Annotated in this window: 15 protein-coding genes; 6 read left to right on the top strand and 9 right to left on the bottom strand. The window is 40.6% G+C overall.

Annotated elements, in window-relative coordinates; translation table 11 throughout:
- Nucleotides 1–190 precede the first annotated feature (190 nt).
- The 6 genes from HWV01_RS15400 to HWV01_RS15375 all read left to right on the top strand — a co-directional run bounded on the left by HWV01_RS15400 (nucleotide 191) and on the right by HWV01_RS15375 (nucleotide 8169).
- Nucleotides 191–2557, top strand: coding sequence for a mechanosensitive ion channel family protein (locus tag HWV01_RS15400; RefSeq protein ID WP_211672381.1), 2367 nt, complete (start codon nucleotides 191–193; stop codon nucleotides 2555–2557).
- A 117-nt stretch (nucleotides 2558–2674) separates the two neighbouring features.
- A complete protein-coding gene (locus HWV01_RS15395; RefSeq protein WP_211672380.1) occupies nucleotides 2675–3853 on the top strand; it encodes a glycosyltransferase family protein in 1179 nt (392 codons plus the stop codon).
- 49 nt (nucleotides 3854–3902) lie between these two features.
- Nucleotides 3903–5054 carry a glycosyltransferase family protein gene (locus HWV01_RS15390; protein ID WP_211672379.1) on the top strand — a complete coding sequence of 384 codons (1152 nt, stop codon included), beginning with the start codon at nucleotides 3903–3905 and terminating at the stop codon, nucleotides 5052–5054.
- An 85-nt stretch (nucleotides 5055–5139) separates the two neighbouring features.
- The gene (locus tag HWV01_RS15385; RefSeq protein WP_211672378.1) at nucleotides 5140–6369 is read left to right on the top strand and encodes a glycosyltransferase family 4 protein; all 1230 of its coding nucleotides are present in this window, start codon (nucleotides 5140–5142) and stop codon (nucleotides 6367–6369) included.
- On the top strand, nucleotides 6362–7591 hold the full coding sequence (locus HWV01_RS15380; RefSeq protein ID WP_211672377.1) for a glycosyltransferase family 4 protein: 1230 nt from the start codon (nucleotides 6362–6364) through the stop codon (nucleotides 7589–7591). The genes HWV01_RS15385 and HWV01_RS15380 overlap by 8 nt, the downstream gene beginning before the upstream one ends.
- Entirely contained in the window at nucleotides 7588–8169 is a 582-nt protein-coding gene (locus HWV01_RS15375) for a histidine phosphatase family protein (RefSeq protein WP_211672376.1), read from the top strand. The genes HWV01_RS15380 and HWV01_RS15375 overlap by 4 nt, the downstream gene beginning before the upstream one ends.
- A 40-nt stretch (nucleotides 8170–8209) precedes the next feature.
- On the opposite strand, the gene HWV01_RS15370 is transcribed toward HWV01_RS15375, so the two are convergent.
- The 9 genes from HWV01_RS15370 to HWV01_RS15330 form a co-directional block, all read right to left on the bottom strand.
- On the bottom strand, nucleotides 8210–9502 hold the full coding sequence (locus HWV01_RS15370; protein WP_211672375.1) for an OmpP1/FadL family transporter: 1293 nt from the start codon (nucleotides 9500–9502) through the stop codon (nucleotides 8210–8212).
- Nucleotides 9503–9616: 114 nt separating this feature from the next.
- Complete coding sequence (locus HWV01_RS15365) at nucleotides 9617–10933, bottom strand: outer membrane protein transport protein (RefSeq protein WP_211672374.1); 1317 nt, start codon at nucleotides 10931–10933, stop codon at nucleotides 9617–9619.
- A gap of 548 nt (nucleotides 10934–11481) precedes the next feature.
- Nucleotides 11482–12498: a class 1 fructose-bisphosphatase gene (fbp, locus tag HWV01_RS15360; protein ID WP_211672373.1), complete on the bottom strand. Its 1017-nt coding sequence runs from the start codon at nucleotides 12496–12498 to the stop codon at nucleotides 11482–11484.
- A gap of 331 nt (nucleotides 12499–12829) precedes the next feature.
- Nucleotides 12830–14563: a BatD family protein gene (locus HWV01_RS15355; RefSeq protein ID WP_211672372.1), complete on the bottom strand. Its 1734-nt coding sequence runs from the start codon at nucleotides 14561–14563 to the stop codon at nucleotides 12830–12832.
- On the bottom strand, nucleotides 14557–16263 hold the full coding sequence (locus HWV01_RS15350) for a VWA domain-containing protein (protein ID WP_211672371.1): 1707 nt from the start codon (nucleotides 16261–16263) through the stop codon (nucleotides 14557–14559). Before HWV01_RS15350 ends, HWV01_RS15355 begins: the two co-directional genes overlap by 7 nt.
- Nucleotides 16256–17230, bottom strand: a complete 975-nt coding sequence (locus HWV01_RS15345) for a VWA domain-containing protein (protein WP_211672370.1) — start codon at nucleotides 17228–17230, stop codon at nucleotides 16256–16258. The genes HWV01_RS15350 and HWV01_RS15345 overlap by 8 nt, the downstream gene beginning before the upstream one ends.
- The gene (locus HWV01_RS15340; protein ID WP_211672369.1) at nucleotides 17230–17709 is read right to left on the bottom strand and encodes a DUF4381 domain-containing protein; all 480 of its coding nucleotides are present in this window, start codon (nucleotides 17707–17709) and stop codon (nucleotides 17230–17232) included. Before HWV01_RS15340 ends, HWV01_RS15345 begins: the two co-directional genes overlap by 1 nt.
- 5 nt (nucleotides 17710–17714) lie before the next feature.
- Complete coding sequence (locus HWV01_RS15335; RefSeq protein ID WP_211672368.1) at nucleotides 17715–18662, bottom strand: DUF58 domain-containing protein; 948 nt, start codon at nucleotides 18660–18662, stop codon at nucleotides 17715–17717.
- A gap of 13 nt (nucleotides 18663–18675) precedes the next feature.
- The gene (locus HWV01_RS15330; RefSeq protein WP_211672367.1) at nucleotides 18676–19632 is read right to left on the bottom strand and encodes a MoxR family ATPase; all 957 of its coding nucleotides are present in this window, start codon (nucleotides 19630–19632) and stop codon (nucleotides 18676–18678) included.
- Between the last annotated feature and the right edge of the window lie 36 nt (nucleotides 19633–19668).

Genomic DNA, 19668 nt, shown 5'->3' with positions numbered 1-19668 from the left:
GTCCATCATTTCTCATGTTTAGTTCGAAAGCCTGTTTACTTCCTTTTACTTTTATATTATCTGATTTTTATCTGTCTATTCACCCAACTTGTATTTTAACTCATTAATAATATGTGCTATTTACCATATCATTCGTTTATAAAGTTTTGATACTATAGTTATTCTTATCAATCAATATTTGGTCATCACTATGCCTCTGCGTATTACCTTAAGCGTCTTTAATCGTACTATCGCTACTACGATCTTTATCTATATGTTTTTGATGCTGAGTAATACAAGCGTGGTTTATGCGCAGGGATCTGAGTTATCACTGACAAAAGAAACGGTTGATTTAGTAAAGACCAGCCCAGTAAGTAATGAGAGTGATAACCTGTCGGGTGACTACCAATCTGTAAATAATGACAATGACCCATTCGTTGCAGATAGAAAAAACGCGCGTAAGGCGAAAAACTGGCGTGCTACAGATGCGTCGGCACAACGTGGGAGTAATAAAGAATACGGTTATCGCAATGATGAGATGGCCCGTTTTATTTTTTTAATGGATGCCAGAGATCGTAAAGAAAAATTATTAGCCAGTTTAGCCTTGTGGCCTCAACACCAAGCGCAATTGATTAATAACCTGACGAATGAAGAAGGTGTAGGGCATTTCACCTCTTTGTTTACTATTTTTGTGTTGATGCTTGTTGCTGGTTTTATTGTAGAGCGTGTTGTTAGTCTGAAAATGGATTCTTTTTCTGAGAGTGTTGTGAAAGAAAAAGGTTCGAGTTTTAAAGATAATCTTGATTACATACTCATGCGTGGATTTTTTCAATATGTAGGCATTGCTATTTTCGCCTTAACTGCCGCGCTTATCGCTATTTATAATTATAGCGAAACCGACCCCTTTCGTGTATTAAGCCTGCATGGACTCGGCCTTGTCGTTAAAATACGTGCATTAGCGATTATATTACGACTTATCTTTGCTCCCTATGCTAAAGGTAATCGGTTGTTTAAAATTGATTGCTTATCGGCAACCCGACTATATTGGTCAATACTTATTTTTATGGCTATATACCTTACTATTACAACACTTTGGTATATCCTCATATTATTCTCGTTAGATAGAATTCTTTTCGCTCTGATTATTCCTTCGAGCGGTATGATAATGAATATTTTATCGATTTATTTTATTTGGTTTAACCGTAAAACCATTGAAGCAATGTTTACGGATTCGAAAGAAGCGAGCTCGGCATTAACTCGATTTTTGCGTCAAACGTGGACTACAATCCTTACTATATGGTTATTTATTGCTTGGGTTTTCTGGGCTACGTATGAGTTTTTAGGCTATTACGAACAAGCTGATAACTTTACGCCAATTTGGTGGTTAACGTTTAGTTATCCTATATTGGATCGTCTGATTTTTGTCATCATGAGCCAACTAAAACGTATAACTTGGTTACAGAGCCATTCTTTTGAAATGCGTTGCGATAAATTTATTCGTAGGGTCATTATTGCACTTCGCATTATATTCGTCGCTGTTATCTTCTATCATATTGATGCTAGCTTTGATCATAATGCTTGGGAAAAATTAGCGAATAGCTTTGGCGGTTTTATCCAAATGTTTGTTGATATTATTATCGTGATTATTTTGGCTTATGCTATTTGGGAGGTTATTCAATCTGCTATCGAACGCCATTTACCTTATGAGATGATTTGCGAAGATAACAATGGTAGCTCCACATTAGAGGGGGAAGGTGGTGGTACGGGGGCTTCTCGTTCTGAAACCTTGTTGCCTTTAGTGCGTTCATTCTTATTAGTATTCTTATTTTCTTGTGTACTACTGATGATATTGAGTATCGTTGGTGTTGAAATTGCTCCTTTACTCGCAGGTGCGGGTATCGTCGGTATCGCCGTTGGTTTTGGTGCTCAGAAACTCGTGCAGGATGTAATCTCTGGTATCTTCTTTTTACTTGATGATGCATTTCGCCGTGGTGAATATATTGAGGCTGCTGGCTTACGTGGTACTGTTGAACGCATTTCTATTCGTTCAATTACATTACGTCATCACCTTGGCGCAATACAAACGATCCCTTTTAGCGAAATGGCAACAGTCAGTAACTTATCCCGTGATTGGATTACTAAGAAATTAGAGTTTAGATTAGATTACAGAACAGATGTTGAAAAGGTACGTAAGGTGATCAAAAAAGTGGGACAAAAAATGCTGTTACATCCTGAATATGGGCAACATTTTTTACTTCCATTGAAATCGCAAGGGGTGACGAGGGTTGAAGAGTCCGCGCTTATCTTCCGGATGAAGTTTACGTGTGTACCTGGAGAGCAATGGGTCATTCGCCGTGAAGCATTTAGACTTGTACAAGAGTCATTAAAAGCCAATGGTATTGAGTTTGCTCATCGCTCTGTGCATGTGCTAACTCAGCATGCAGGTAAAGACAAAGAAGACCTGAAGGATATCATTGAAAAAAATGATGAGCTTGCTGAAACATTGGGTGCTGCTGCCGCATTAAGCGCCTCTACAGAGATAAAAAAGAACGACAAAATAGACTCTGATTATAATTAATCGAGTGTTTATTTTTAATAAAATGAAAGGTTTATTAAGTGAGTAGTTCGCTATCTTAGCCAACTCTTTTTTGATAACCTTATCCATCTTAATAATATTTAGTTAAAGAGAATTCAAGTGCGCAGTAAATTGAATAATAGCCGTTTGCTTATTTATAGTCATGACTCTTTCGGTCTTGGGCATTTGCGGCGCTGTAGAACCATCGCGCATGAGCTTGTTGACCGATACAAGGGCTTATCTGTTTTAATTATTACTGGTTCACCGATTATTGGTCGCTTTGATTTTAAAGCCCGTGTTGACTTTATTCGTATTCCAGGCGTTATTAAGCTTCACAATGGTGAATACACCTCACTTGGCTTACTTATCGATCTTGCTGATACGCTGGCATTACGTGAAGCCATCATTTTGAATACGTCTAAAGTCTTCAAACCGGATATTTTCCTTGTAGATAAAGAGCCGGGTGGATTGAAAGATGAAGTCGTCAGTACACTCGCCTATTTTAAAGATACGAATACCAAATGTATTCTCGGTTTACGTGATGTGATGGACTCTCCCGAGCTTTTAAAAAAAGAATGGCAGAAGAAAAATGTGATGCCATTGCTTGAAAATCTTTATGATGAACTTTGGGTCTATGGTCCAGCAGAGGTATCTAATCCATTAAAGGGGCTAGATATAAAGCAAGTCGTCACAGATAAAACCTTATTTACAGGTTATTTGCCAAGGCAGCTACCACAAAAAGTCGATACCGATACCATTAATTTTCCTGAGCAGCCTTATATTTTAGTCACCCCTGGTGGGGGCGGTGATGGTGTTGAAATGATTGACTGGGTGTTACGTGCTTATGAGAGTAGCGCAACACTGATGCCTGCTTTATTTGTACTTGGTCCTTTTATGCCCGCTGCGGATCGTAATGCATTTTTGCATCGTGCAGAGTTGTTACCGCATGTCGATGCGATCACATTCAGTAATCATCTCGAGCATTTGATGGTCGAAGCTGAGGCGGTGATTGCCATGGGGGGTTACAATACGTTTTGTGAAATACTGTCGTTTGATAAGCGTGCGTTAATTTTACCTCGTAGCTACCCACGCAAAGAGCAGCTAATCCGAGCGAGTAATGCAGCTGACGTTGGCCTGTTATCTATGCTTGATTTGGCGTCTGAGCGTTCAACTGAGCTGATGCACGACAGTATTATTAAATTATTGCAACAAGATAAGCCGAGTACACATAAACTTGATAATTTGCTGAATGGTTTAGACTTTGTTGCCGATCGATTTGGTGAGTTAGTATCAAAATAATCTAATCTAGTTCTTTTTAATTTATTGTTTTTCGTAAGGAATCAGGTATATGTCAGCGCCACGTATTATGTATTATGTGCAATATTTATTAGGTATTGGCCACGTTCGTCGCTCTTCTCTTATTGTTCAAGCATTGTGTGAGCAAGGTGCTCATGTGGATGTTATTTTTGGTGGAATGCCTGTTCCGAGCATGTCTTTTGGTAATGCGACGATGCACCAGTTAATGGCTGTTAAGAGTGCTGATTCAGGTTTTAGTGGATTAGTTAAAGCTGATAATAGCTCTGTTACTGATGATGATAAAAAAGAGCGTACACAGGCTCTATTAGCCCTTTGCGAGACCTTGCAGCCAGATTTAATTGTAACTGAAACGTATCCTTTTGGCCGCAGGCAGATGCGTTTTGAGTTGTTACCGCTTCTTAATTGGGTTAAGTCACAAAGTAATCCCCCTGTACTTGTTTCTTCCATCCGAGATATTTTGCAGCGTCGTTCAGCAGTAAGAGAACAAGAGTACGTTAACCTTGTACAAACGTATTACCAGCATGTATTAGTACATGGTGATAAAAACTTTTACCCATTAGAGAAAAGCTTTCCTGTTGCCGGTATGATTGCCGATAAAATCAGTTATTCCGGATATGTTTGTCCGACCATGGAAAATAGTGCTACGTCGCAGAAAACACGGGATACGATAGTTGTGTCTGTCGGAGGCGGCAGTATCGGTAAAGATATTTTAGTTGCAGTGATGGCGTTATTTAATAGTGGATTTGCAGCGGATAAAAAGTGGTTGTTGATTACAGGTCCAAACATGGACAGTGCCGACAAAGCCTATTTTAAAGCGCAGGAGCAGTCTAACTTACAAGTTGTAGATCTTGCGGATGATTTTCTAAAAGAATTAAGCAATGCTTATGTGTCCATTTCAAGAGCTGGGTATAATACTGTGATGGATTTGTTATTAACTGGCGTACCTGCGGTGGTAATACCGTTTGAAGGGGAAGGCGAAACAGAGCAGTTAGCGCGAAGTGAAATATTGGTCGAAGGTCGAGTATTACAATCTGTAAAAAATGATGAGTTGAGTGTCGAGACATTAAAATCTGCGATTAATACTGCAGTTGGGAGTACCGCCAAGAAGGTTAACATCGACAATCAGGGCGCCCATAAAAGTGCGAAATTGCTTATTGAATGGGCTAGCTCAAGGTATTCGTAAGTCATTAAAGTAATGCTCAAGCTCGATATATGTTTTTATGACGTCTCATCACGTTTTAATTATCAAAGTTTAAGGTAAGTCAGTAGTGAAAAAAATTGCATTAGTACTTAAAGGTTATCCACGCCTCTCTGAAACATTTATCGCTCAAGAAATTCGCGCATTAGAGTTACGTGGGTTTGATATTACATTAGTTTCATTACGTCATCCGACAGATACCAGCACGCATCCTATTCACCAACAGATTGAAGCGGATGTATTATATTTACCTGAATACTTACATGTTGAACCATTACGGGTACTAAAAGCGTTTTTTCATGTCGTCAAACGCTATTCATTAACCAAAGTTGTTAAGCAGTTTATTCAAGATATTAAGCGTGATACTAGCCGTGGACGGGTTCGTCGCTTTGGTCAAGGCATCGTACTTGCAGCCGAAATGCCAGACGGTATCGAGCAAATGTATGCGCATTTTTTACATACGCCAGCATCGGTAACACGCTATGCCGCATTAATTAATGATCTGCCTTGGTCGTGCTCTGCACATGCCAAAGATATTTGGACATCAGAAAAGTGGGATCTTGCCGAAAAGCTGACAGAGTTACAATGGTTGTCTACGTGTACCGCCGCGAACCATCAGTATTTACAATCCCTTGCTGAAGATCCAAGTAAGGTTCATTTGGTTTATCACGGTTTAGACTTTACCCGTTTTCAACATGTAGAGCGACTACCTCGCGCTAATGTTAACGGCAGTTCGGCAGATAATCCGGTTAAAATTATAAGTGTTGGTCGAGCGGTTCCGAAGAAGGGGTACGATGATTTACTTAATGCGTTAGCTAAGTTGCCAAAGGATTTGCACTGGCAGTTAACGCATATTGGCGGTGGCGGTATTTTAAAGGGTTTGCGACAGCAGGCTAAAGCGTTAGGTATTGATAAACACATTGAGTGGCAAGGCGCACAGCCACAATTAACGGTACTTGAAGCTTACCGTGAAAGTGACTTATTTGTATTGGCGAGTAAGATTGTTGCCGATGGTGACAGAGATGGGATGCCGAATGTGTTGATGGAAGCACAAAGCCAGTCTGTATGTTGTCTGGCGACGGATATTTCAGGTATCCCAGAGCTGATTGATAGCGGTGAAAATGGCGTACTCGTTGAGTCGAATAATGTTGATCAATTAGCATTTGCATTAGATGATTTATTACGAGATGGTGAAAAACGAGAACGTCTAGGGTTAGAGGGACAGAAGCAACTTCACCGACGCTTTGATGTTAAAATTGGTATCGACCAATTAGAAAAGCTTTTTGATAGCCGTGACTGATACAAGGGTAAAAACAGGCATCGCATTTTATGCGCCGCTTAAATCACCCTTACATCCGATACCTTCGGGTGACCGCGAAATTGCGCGTTTATTTATACGTGCGTTGGAGCAGGGCGGTTATCATGTTGAACTTGCGAGTCAGTTGCGCACTTTTGATAAGCGAGGTGACAGTTATCGTCAGCAACGCTTGATTATGATTGCTAAAAAAGAAGCGACTAGAATTATGCGGCGCTGGAACAAGCAAGGTTTTAGACCGCACGCTTGGTTTAGTTACCACCTCTATTACAAAGCACCAGACTTAATTGGCCCAATCATTTGTCAGGCGCTTAATATCCCTTATATTGTGGCTGAAGCTTCATGGGCAGAGAAACGTGCCAAGGGGGGCTGGGCTTTGTATCACCAGCAAGTGGCTACAGGATTAAAACTAGCGAGCAAAGTCATCTGTATTAACCCAAGAGATAAAATCGCACTTGTTGAATTTTATTCTCTGCGACAGAAAAAATGTCATTCTCCACTTGTGTCACTTAATGCTTTTATCGATGATTTTCCTGTTCATCATGACAGTTATTATGTAAATAATGAGCATTCTCGGATAAGTAAAGATAGCGGAAAATTAACTGCGACTTTAACGCGAGAAGGCATCGCTGCTAAATACGGTTTAGATAGTCACTTACCTTGGCTTATCACAATCGCGATGATGCGCAGTGGTGATAAGTACCATTCTTATCAGCAGTTAAGTTCAGTGGTCAATTTATTACAACAGCCTTACCAGTTATTGATTATTGGTGATGGAATGATGGAAGAAGAAGTTCGAACTCTTTTTGTTCGGCACAGGCAAGTCAAGTTTTCAGGTGCACTTGAAAACAGCCAAATACGACAATTATTACCGCATTTCGAATTACTCGTTTGGCCTGCGATAAATGAAGCGCTTGGCATGATCTTCTTAGAAGCTCAGCAAGCGGGTGTTGCAGTTGTTGCGGGTGATCAGGGGGGCGTGAGTTCAATTGTGAATAATAAGGTCACAGGCATCTTGGTCGATGCGTATAATGCGCAAGAAATGTCAGTAACAATTGACTGTTTACTGAAAAATAATGAAAAGTTGAAAACCATGAAACACGCGGCCAAGCAATACGTTACTCAGCATCATTCTATCGAGGCCAGTGCTCGGCAGCTTCATTGTGTTATCCAAGGTGCGATATCAAATTCGTTGGATAATATATGATCCACGTTTATTTTATCCGTCATGGGCAAACGCAATGGAACTGTGAACGGCGTTTACAGGGGCGTACAGATATTCCGTTGAATGAAGCGGGAAAGCAACAAATTAGCGCTTATCAGTTACCGTCAAATTTTTCATCGTTGCGGTGGTTTCATAGCCCGCTGTTAAGAGCCCAGCAAACGGCCGAATTGCTCTGCGTTGAAGCACAGACGGAAATGGCTTTGACCGAAATGAGTTGGGGTGAGTGGGAAGGTAAAACCTTACAACAACTAAGATCCCAAGATCCAAGTTATTTTGCGAAACAAGAAGCGCTAGGGTTAGATCTACAGCCGCAGAATGCAGAGTCGCCAAGGTTGGTTGCTGCGCGAGTAAGTACTTGGGTTGAGTCACTGGCTATTGATAACGAAGAACACTATATAGGCTGCGTTAGTCATAAAGGTGTTATCCGTGCGATATATGCGCTCGCGACGAATTGGAACATGTTAGGAAAAGCACCGCATAAAATGGATTATCACTGCGCTCAACACTTTTGCTTTGATCGCGGGTCCTGGTCTATTGTTGAGCTTAATATTCCGTTATAACCTTCTTTACGTGGTTTGAAATAGTAGGGAATTCATAGTATTAATCTATTAATTGGTAATTTAGTTGAAACCCAAACATAGTACTATTACCTTCTGTACTTACATCGAAGCTATCTTGGCCAACAGTATCTTTAATTCGCGTGGATTCATATTTCGCATACGTAAGGCCGATATCGAAACTTAATGAGCGACTTGCATAATAGGATAATCCAAAGCTGAAGTTTGTTTTTTTATCAAAAGGTATCGAGAAGGTTGCGCTTTCTGTTGACTTTTCTGTTGACATCCCACTTCGTAACCAGACAACATCATTTAATTTATAGTTAATGGCGAATGCAACTTTCCAACCATCTTTTGCGTTAACAGACTCTATCAAGCATTGGCCTTGTGGTAGATTAAACCCCGAGCTAGCAGGACAATTTGGATGTGATACTGAAATAGAATCTAGGCTTTCCCATCCATACCAAGCTAATGAATACTGTACTGATAGTCGCGGATCAAGTAGGTGAAACCCTGAAAATGTTAGCTCACTCGGAATTGCCATCGTTAGCGTTGTCGTATCTTGAAATATTAAATCATTATTACCCGCCAATGTGGTAAATGTACCTTCTGTTTCAATGTCACTTTCAGAGCGATAGGAGAGTCCAAATTTGTGGTGTGTGTTTAGTTGATAAAGTATGCCGATATTAAACCTAAAACCGATACCTGTACCATTATAATCTTGATAAATCTGACTTGAATTATTGGTATTCTGTGAGCCATAGTTTGTTGTTAATTGATAGTTACCATAAATAGCGCTTACACCCGCACCAACATAAAAATAGTCAGTTAATTTGAGGGCTATATTTGGACTGATTTCATAGGTAAATAAAGAGCGCCGCCCAGCAAGAAGACCTACGGGATATTCAGTATCATAGTTGTTACGGACGTTATAATTAGAAAAAGTAGCAAACCCAAGTGACCATTTATCATTAATGGGAAATGCAAAGTAGCCAGAAGGGGCTATATAATTATCACTGATTCCAGCGTTATCTAATGCTTCAGGATCACCATTGGAATAATATTCGCCAGTAATGTCTTTTTTAGATTGAACTAAGATACCAGCGATAGCCATACTCGGATATGAAAATGCAGCGATGATCGCGGGGTTAACGGCTATATTTGCTAGGTTAGTAGAGTCTGCTGCTGCGCCTGCGCCTGCATTGCTGAGTTCGATAGCTGAGGTTGTTGAAGATTGATATGATGCAGCATATGTCAAAGGGCTGTAATAAGATATGAAGCTAAGGAGAGCACTTAGGTAGGCGATAGATGCATCACGGCTACAACGTTTTATCATATTTATACCCTTAAAATGATGTTTTATTTTAAGGTTAGTCGAAAATAAAAATAGCGCCATAAGACGCTATTTTTATTACTATATTTAAGTATTAAGTTACTTATCTAAATACGCTTAGAAACGGTAGTTTGCTTGTGCTGAAGCAATGATTGCATCACCTGAAGATTTAAAACCGTATTCAAGAGGACCTGTTTTTTCCGTAAACTCAACTTCCTCAACATAAATGTAAGCAACACCAAAATCAAAGCTTAAGTTGTTGCTCGCATTATAAGTGGCACCAGCTGTATACCAAAAACGATCTGATTCGGGGATACTTAGTGTTGTTTCACCAGCTGACTCGTCTAAAGCGAAGCCCGCACGTAAGATGAATTCATTAATCGTATATTCAGCACCGATAGAGTAGCGTAGATTGTTGTTAAAACTTTCTTCTTTTAAGAAACATTCCCCATCTTTGCAAGATGAACTTGTTGCTTTAAGTTCTTCAAACTTGCTCCATTCTGTCCAAAGCACGCTATAAGATACGGCAAATGAATCATTTAAAGCATGATAGCCAGAAAATTCAGCTGTTGCTGGTAATGGAAGATCAAGTGATGCTTTAACTTTATTACCGCCGCTTGTTGCACCAGTAAAGTCACCTTCAAAGCCAAGATCTACTTGTGAGCGATAAGCTAATCCAATGCGGTTATTTTTGTTGATTTCATATAATACACCTGCATTCCAGCCGAAGCCCCATGCATCGCCTTCTAAAAGGAAGAGATCTTTACCTGGGTTGTTTACAGCTCTTGCGGTTGCGGCTGCGGCTGCGTCACTAGCACTATTCTTTTTAGCGGCAGAAAAACCTCCTGCAGCAACGAGATCACCATAGTTTCTTTCGATAGTTGCTTTGCCATAAACAGCGCTAACACCGACGCCCAAGCTTAATTTTTCAGTTGCTTTAAAAGACAGATTTGGATTGATATTAAATGTGACTAAGTCAGTTTTTCCCGCTGCGGCACCAACCACGTAGTCACTTTCAAATTCAGTTGTTACGCCGTAGCTTGAAAACAGACCAAGGCCTACTGCAAACTTATCGTTAATTGGTTGGATAAAGTATGCTGCAGGAACAAAAGCATTATGTACGACATTATCGGCATTTAGACTACTTGCATCACGGCCTAAAGCTGCACCGATGCTAGCATCTTTAGTACCCGTAATATCAACATTCGGTTTAACATAAGAACCGGCAATCGATAGTTCAGCTTTTTTAAAGCGTGACATTGCAGCAGGGTTACGTGCAAGTACTGATGCGTTATCAGCAACGGCTGCTTCACCAGCAAAAGCTCGTCCAAGACCAGATGCTGAATGTTCGCTTACTTGGAAACCTGCAGCAGAAGATTGTGCAGTGACCAATAGTAGGGCTGTAGCAAGCGTTGTTTTTTTAAATTTAGACATAGTTAATTACTCATCTTTATAAGTTTTATTTTGTTTAACTCGTGACTGGTTTAGATCTTTGAATAGAAAAACAAAGTTCCTTTTGTTTATCCTTTAAGTATCAAGGTCTGACCAGTTGTCGATAGTATGAATAAATAGTAACTGCTTGTTCATGCTTTGTAATTAAGAATAATCACAGTGTGTAATGTTTGGTTATTAAAGCTTGACGTTTAATTGAAAAAATAGTGGCGGGCAGGTGTTTGTTTAAGTTATTGATAAATATCAAGTTATTTCGGCGTACACGTGTTGTTATTAAATTGTTATCGCTACCAAATAAATTAGAGTAGTTGTTCTTATAGTGATCAAGTCAAAATCAATGTTTAAATTTGTGATCTACATCAAATAACGGTGTCAATCTTTTTTGAGACAATTATGTTGTAAGTGTCACGTCTGTCACATTTTACTATGTTGTTGTTTGTAATACATACAAACCCTTATAACAAAAAAGCCACGTCACCTTCTCGAATAGAAGATGACGTGGCTTAAAGCAGTGGTTAAAGAGGCTTAAATTACGCTTCTTCTTTATGCTCTTGCATGAACTGGTGTGCTGTATCCATCATATTCACAGAGCCAGTAAAGAAAGGCACACGTTGGTGTAACTCTGTAGGCTTAAGATCTAGGATTGGTGTATAACCATCTGTCGCTAGTGCACCCGCTTGTTCAGCAAGGAAAGCCATTGGATTACACTCGTATAATAAGCGTAGTTTACCCGTTGGTGCTTGTGCTGTTTGTGGGTAAATGTAGATACCACCCTTAAGCAGGTTACGGTGGAAATCAGATACGAGAGAGCCAATGTAACGTGAAGTATAAGGACGGTTTGTTGCGTCGTCTTCTTCTTGGCAATATTTAATGTATTTCTTTACACCAAGTGGGAATTTGCTGTAGTTACCTTCATTGATCGAATAGATTTTACCAGATTTAGGGAAGGTTAATGATTCGTGAGATAAACAAAATACGCCAATTGATGGGTCATAAGTGAAGCCATGAACACCATTACCGGTTGTAAATACCAGCATAGTTGATGAACCATATACAACATAACCCGCTGCAACTTGTTTACGGCCAACTTGTAAGAAGTCATCCATTGAAACTGGACCACCAACAGGCGATATGCGACGGTAAATAGAGAAAATAGTACCAACTGATACATTAACATCGATGTTTGATGAACCGTCTAGTGGGTCCATTAATACTACATAGTTAGCGTTACGGCTGTTTTGGTTGTCGAAAAATACATAATGATCTTCTTCTTCAGAAGCAATACCACAAACTTCACCACGTGCAATCAAAGCATTTTTAAATACTTCGTTCGCATACATGTCTAATTTTTGTTGCTCTTCGCCTTGGATATTTTCAATGCCACTTGCACCTGTTATGTCAACTAGGCCTGCTTTATTGATCTCGCGGTTTACAATTTTAGCAGCAAGTTTAATTGCACTTAATAATGCTGTTAATTCACCTTTTGCATGTGGAAAATCAGATTGATTTTCAATGATGAATTCACCAAGTGTTTTATGTATTGACATTCCAATTCCTTAATAAAGCAATAATTAAATCCGATAGCTACTGCTATTTTGCGCTTTTTTAAGGTGGAGATCTAGTGTGGACAGTAGATAAATGTATGTAATTTGTAAATTCACTTGTTAACTTTCAGTTAATACTGCCGCGCTTTCATTTGAAAGGGCTGAATGCTCATATGAATCTTTAATTTTCATAGTAGAGATATATTGCTTAATGTTCGAGCATTGCTTGGCGGGTTTTTCATGTTCGAAAACGAACTTTATGGGCGTGTTGTTATTTTCTTAAACGAAGTTGGCGCTATGTTAAAGCGCCAACTTTGTCTTTTTTCAGTGAAACCTATGGATTAAGCTGGGTTTTTATCTCGGGTTGTTGTTTTTTTGTTATGGTGTTTTTTGAGCCTTTAAGTTTGGTTAATTGTGCTAATAATACTTGTCCATTCCAATTCGTTATTTCAGCGTTTTTACCGTAAGTAAACGTAAATAGATCTTGGCAAGCTTGCTGGCATTCTTTATTCATCGGCAGTGAGGTTAGCTGCGGGTTTTTGATTTCAGGCCAGCACTGTTTGAACCACTGGTACAATAAGTGACTACTTTGGTTAGCATCATCATTCTTCAGTGCGGTTTGTAATTGCGGCCAGATATTATCTGTTTTAGTTGCAACGGTTATTTCGGGGCTAGGCGCTTTATGGCTGCGTTTACGTAGGATAAGCCAAGCCACACAGGTTAATATCCATAAGCCCGAAAAAATAAAAGTTAACCAACGCCATACTGGAGATTCTGTTGGTGCTGTTGATAGGCTTTGTATATTTTCCTGATTACTACCGTTAGATGTTAGAAGTGGAGTTTGGTCGTTTTGATTAGTTACATTATTTTCACTCGGTAGTATGGTAACTGTTTTAGCGGGTAGCGTCGCCCATTCTTGTTGCTGTGTTTTACTATTAAACCAAGGCACTGATATTTCTGGTAGTGTTAGTTCACCAAGTTGATTGGGAATAATGGCAAAACTTAATACCTGTTGCGCGAAGTAACTGTTTTGTTGTGCAAAGCTCGTCAACTGTGGTTTATCCGGGTAGACCTTGACGGTTTGTGGCCAATTAACTGTTAAGACGGGTAGCGCTGACTTATCTACATTCGCAACAGTTAGTGTGACCGTTCGGGTTATTGGTTCACCTTGTTGATAGTTCTCTTGCGATGGTTGTAGCTCTTCGTCGAGTTGCACAAAGTCACTGACTAGCCATTCGCCTTTATAGTCTTTTGGTTGTGCCTGTATATTTACATCTAGAGTGTCAGCCTGGATAATTACTGGCGTTACAGCTCCAAATCGATAGCCACGCTTTGAGGTACTCACTTGTCCTTCAAATCGAGCTGGGGTAATCGTGCTTGCTCCTGCGGTATTGATGGTAATGGCATATTGACGTGTAATTGTTTCAAAGCGTTTGCCATTAACTATTTGACTGGCATTTTCATCTTTACCTATTTGTTTTACTACGCCGTCTGCCACTGTTGGTTCTATGAGGTTGCCAGATTGCATCTGGGTATTTTGCGCAATATATAAGGTTGTCGTATAGATAAACTGCTGTCCAACATAAATATTGTTCTCCGAAATATTTACTTTCAATTCAATATTACGGTTACCGATACCACGGCTACTTGCTGTCGCCGATGAGATTACATTTACTTTAATTGGTTGTGTTGTAGCACCATCAATCGTAAAGGCAGGAATGGTATAAGCACCTATATTTCGAGCCATTAATACGGTTGTCAGAGTTGTTATATGTGTTGTCTTGCCATTGAAATAACTGCTTTGACTATTGATCGATGTTCTACCTACGACAAAATTAGCCAGTAGTGCAGAATTATCCCAGTCACTGGCGCTAATACTTTCATTCGCACGGATTTCAAGGATAAAACTGCTCCCTTGCACAATTGGGTTCTGATTGACGGATGCTGTTATTTTTAGTGCTGCATTAGCCTGAAAGCTAAATGTAAATAACAAGCCTACAAGAATGAGAAAATTTGCCATTAGTGAGAATGTAGAAAAACGGCGATGTGTCTGAATTGCCTTTACCATATTTGCTCCGAACTATTTTGCTGATTTGATTCAGCTTTACGTTGCTGACTTTCTATATACATTTTATTTCTTAATAACAAAGAAGGATCATCGGGAATATTTCGTAGCCATTTTTGTAGGCGCTTTTGTTGTTCTTTTTCTAATGGCGTCTGTTGTGCTGCCGACAGTCCTTGGGCATTACCTTCATCCGAATTCTTGTCGGTTTCATCTTGTCCAGCTACACCTGCTTTATCTTGGCTGTCTTGCTGGCTTTGACTGTCTTGCTGGCTTTGGCTGTCTTGCTGGCTTTGACTGTCTTGCTGGCTTTGCTGGCTTTGACTGTCTTTGCTTTTATCACCTTGCTGTTGTTTCTGTTGCTGTTTTATTTTCTTAGCAAGTGCTAAGTTACTTTTCGCATCGTTATTTTCAGGAGCTAGTTTTAGCGCTTGTTCGTAGGCTTTAGTGGCTTCATCAATATTACCGAGCTTCATTAAGGCATTACCTTGATTATAATAGGAATCACTGCTTGGATTATTCGACCACAGATCGATAGCTTGTTGGTATTCTCCAGCTTCATATAATGCGCTGGCCTGCCATTTCTCGTCAGAGAAAGTATCAGCAGCTTGCTGGTATTGCTTATCTTGATACAGCAATGCACCATTTTCGTTGCTGTTGTTCCATATCGAGGTCTCGGCCGCGTAGCTCGATTCAGGCTGTAGCAAGAAAACCAAGAAGAAACTGAAAAATAACTGCTTACGAAAACTAAATGCCGCTAATAAGGCGATTAAAGGCAGTAGCCAAATACCATCATCATTACGCTGTTCTGTCGTTAACTCCGTCTTTTGGTTATTTTGAAAACTGAGCGGATGATTAAATAAGTCCGTTAGTTGTTGGCTTCCGTGGGTTATCACTTGCACTTGCCCTGAATTCGATTGTGCCGTGTCTTTCAATAAACTGGCATTCAGCTGAGGTACGACGATTGTGCCTTGGTTGTTTTTAAGTAACTGGCCATTCGGCATTTTAATCGGTGCACCTTGAGCCGTACCGATACCAAGAATCGATAAACTGTAATCCGTGTCTGTTAATAACGCATTGATACTATCTGCTTGTGTTGGATTAATACCGTCGGTCACCAGTAATATTTGTCCTTGCTGATAACCTGCATTGGTGAGTAACTCGATTGCCTGACGAATACCTGCTTCTGGCTTAGAGCCTTTTACAGGCATAATTTCAGGAGATAAATTTGGTAACAAGTTCAATAAGGTGCTTGTGTCCGTAGTTAATGGTGAGATAACAAACGCATCACCTGCATAAGCAACCAAGCCTATTTCCCCTTCTTTAATGCTATTAATAATGTCTGTGCTTTTAAAACGAAGTTGCGCTAGGCGATTTGGCTTAAGGTCTGTAGCACGCATTGATAGTGACATATCTAATACCATGATTTTGGCTTGAGAAATACTTGCCACAGGACGCTCTGTATAGCTAAAACTTGGGCCAGATAATGCAATTGTGGCGAGTACCCAAATACTGGCTAATGGTATAAAGAAATGCTTGGATTTTGTTGTTGGTTGATGCTGCGCTAATAAGAACTGTGCGATCTCAGGTGAAAGCATTGTATGCCAGCCTTTAGTTTGGCTGTTTTTACGGAAGTACCAAGCAAGGGCGATGAGCGGTAATAGCGCCAGTAACCATAATGGGCGTAATAACATAAAATCAGTCATGACTAGCTCCTTGACGTAGATAGCAGGCGAAAATTGACAATAATAATGCGATTGCTAATGGCCAATGGAATAGATCTGTTTGTGGTCTAAATTGTTGTTGCGCTTGCTCTACCGGTTCAAGTTTATCAAGTTCGGCATAGATAGCAGTTAAACTACTTGCGTCACGCGCGCGAAAGTATTGGCCACCAGTTTGTGCTGCAATTGTTTTTAATGTGGCTTCATCGAGATCGTGTGAAGGGTCTACTTTTTGATTACCGAATAAGGTGCGTTGATAATAGGCATCTGCGCCGACGCCAATCGTATAGATTTTAACGCCTTGCTCTTGTGCAAATTTAGCCGCTTCAAGGGGTTTTACTTCACCGGCGGTATTCTGACCATCGGTGAGTAATATCAATACTTTTTGTGGGTTATCAGCCGCATCAAAACGTTTTAGCGCTAAGCCAATCCCTTCACCAATCGCAGTTTGTCCACCAACAAGGCCGAGTACGGCTTGCTGCATATAGTCACTAACTGTTTTCAAATCGAAAGTGAGTGGCGCTTGTAAATAGGCATTATCAGCGAAGAAGATAAGACCGACGCGGTCGCCTTTACGTTGTTGAATAAAGTCAGCTACAACTGTTTTCACCAGCGATAAACGATCAACCATGCGGTTATTAATTTGCATGTCTTCAATCTGCATAGAGCCTGATAGATCAACGGCAAGCATCATTTCACGACCTTGCTGTGGAATTGACTGTGGTTCACCAATCCACATCGGACGTGCAGAGGCGATCACTAAACATAGCCACATTAAGACTAATGGCCAGATTGCACGGGGGGGGGTTGTTGCCGTGCCTGTTGCTGTTTCAATGTAAGGTAAATTAGGTAGCACTAATGGCGTTTGTGCTTGACCCGCGTGGCTAAAAAAGCGAATAAGCAGAGGTAGTGGCAATAATAATAAAAGCCATGGCCAATTAAATTCAAACATTACTGTTTCTCCACTGGCATAAGTGGGGTTCTTTTGATCCAGTCTTGGCAAGTTTTAAAGTGTGAGGATTCGGCGATTGCATTAGGTTTAGCGCTATATAAATCGAGTGTCCATGCGGTGTTATTATTTGAGAACGCAGTGAAGGGGCGCTTGTTTGAGCTAGCTTGTTGATCGAGAAAACTTAACCATGCTTCACCGTGTAACGAGGCCGTTGTTTCACGTGGGAAACTGGCTAACACAATACGCTTAAGCAGGTGGTGTAAGTCGTTTACCTCACAGCCTTGCTGCTGTAATTTTGTTAGTTCAGCTAGGGCTAATCGGGTTAATTTGGTTTTTTCGATGTAGCGTAATACACCGTAAATAGCCAATCCAATGATCAACAATACAGCGATAATAGCTAGCCACCAATAGAGTGACAGTGGCCACGTCGATACTGGCGCTGGTAAATGAATATCTTTTAATTGTGCTAACGGATCCATGCGCTTTATCTACCCTTACCTTTAATTTGACTCAATAATGACTCGCCACTGCTGATCCTATGGTGACGAATTCCGTATCGATTCATTATTTGTCTTAATGCTTGTTGTTTAATGTCTGCATGTTGTTGATATTTTTGACGACTCTTCGCGTTACTCGGGTTAACAAAACCATGTTGTTGGCCATTTGATACAGCGAGACGGACATTACCTGAGATGCTAGGAAGAGCGAGTTCTAAAGGATCATAAATTTGCCAAGCTTCAACTTCATTATGGCGTTTTAATAATGCTAATTGCTTTTGTGCTTTGTCATCAAGATGAAGAAAATCGCTGATGACCATAATATGGCTACCAGTTTTACACAGTAAGCGTAAGCGAGTGAGAGCGCTGGCAAGAGACTCTTTCGGCGCTGTATTTGCGTTCGTTACATTAGCTGCATTAATACGATCGGCTTGGGATAGGGCCAGTTGCGCATTATGTAAGGCTACTGTTTCACTAAGTAATTGCATAACACCACGCTGTTGACGTTGTGGTTTTAGTTCTTTATGCCCAAAATCCCCAATGATAATACCGCCAACACGATCACTTTTGTGTTTTGTTGCCCAGGCCAGTAATGCCGTCAGGTGACAGGCTTGTACTGATTTTAGTCGGTATTGGCTACCAAAATACATGCTTGATGACAGGTCAAGTAAGACATAAACAGGCCGCTCTTTCTCTTCACTGAATAGCTTGCTGTAGGTTTTACCTGTGCGTGCGGTAATACGCCAGTCAATACTCCGAATGTCATCACCGGGTTGGTATTGACGACATTCACTAAATTCCATACCTCGGCCTTTGATTGGCGAGAGGTGACCACCAGCAAGTCGTGCTTTTGCTAAGGTTTTTCTCGCTAGCAGGCTATTGGTTTGATAGCTGTATTGTTGTAGCTCTTTTATCGTAACGTCGATTGCTGACATAGACTAACTCAGTTTACGAAAATGCAATTAATGACAAAATTCGGTCAATAACTTGGTTTGCAGTAATGCCGTCAGCTTCTGCTTCAAAGCTCAGTAGTAAACGATGACGTAGGATAGGGTAGAGGCAGGTTTGGATATCTTCGGGTAATACATGATCACGGCCGTGTAACCAAGCACGAGCACGTACGCAACGGGCAAGAGAGATAGTCGCACGTGGACTTGCACCAAAGTTGATCCAACTGGCGAGTTGAGAATCTAAGGTATCAGGATTTCGTGTGGCCATGATCAAATCGACAAGGTAATGCTCGAGGGCAGGGGCAAGGTGAATATTAAGTACTTCTTCTCGTGCTTGCATGATCGCTTGTTGGCTGATTTTTGTAATGGGCGCAGCCGCGTCTTGTTGTGCTTCTTGTGTGGTTAACCGTAAAATTTGTAATTCTGTGTCTTTATCTGGGTAGTCAATTTCTAGATGTAGCATGAAACGATCAAGCTGCGCTTCGGGTAATGGGTACGTACCTTCTTGCTCAATTGGGTTCTGCGTAGCCATTACCATAAATAGCTTTGGTAATAACATGGTTTTGTTGCCAACCGTTATCTGCTGCTCGGCCATAGCTTCTAGCAGCGCAGACTGTACCTTAGCAGGTGCACGGTTAATCTCGTCCGCAAGCACAATATTGTGGAACAGAGGACCGGGTTGAAAATCAAAGGTGCCGGTTTCGGCGCGATAGATATCAGTCCCTGTTAAATCTGCAGGCAGTAAGTCGGGTGTAAACTGAATACGATGGAAGTTGGCTTCTAAACTATCGGCAAGTGCTTTAACTGCTCGAGTCTTGGCCAATCCGGGTGGACCTTCTACTAAGATGTGACCATCTGCGAGAAGCGCGATTAATAAATTGTCGACAAGTTTTGCTTGCCCAAGAATTTGGCTGTTAAGATAGCCTCTTAATTGATTAAAGTTTGATTTTGGCATAATTATCTATCGTATAAAGTTAATATAAACACTAGT

This window comes from Moritella sp. 5 (assembly GCF_018219455.1).
Classification (GTDB): domain Bacteria; phylum Pseudomonadota; class Gammaproteobacteria; order Enterobacterales; family Moritellaceae; genus Moritella.
This window is presented reverse-complemented; position numbering and strand designations above follow the sequence as displayed.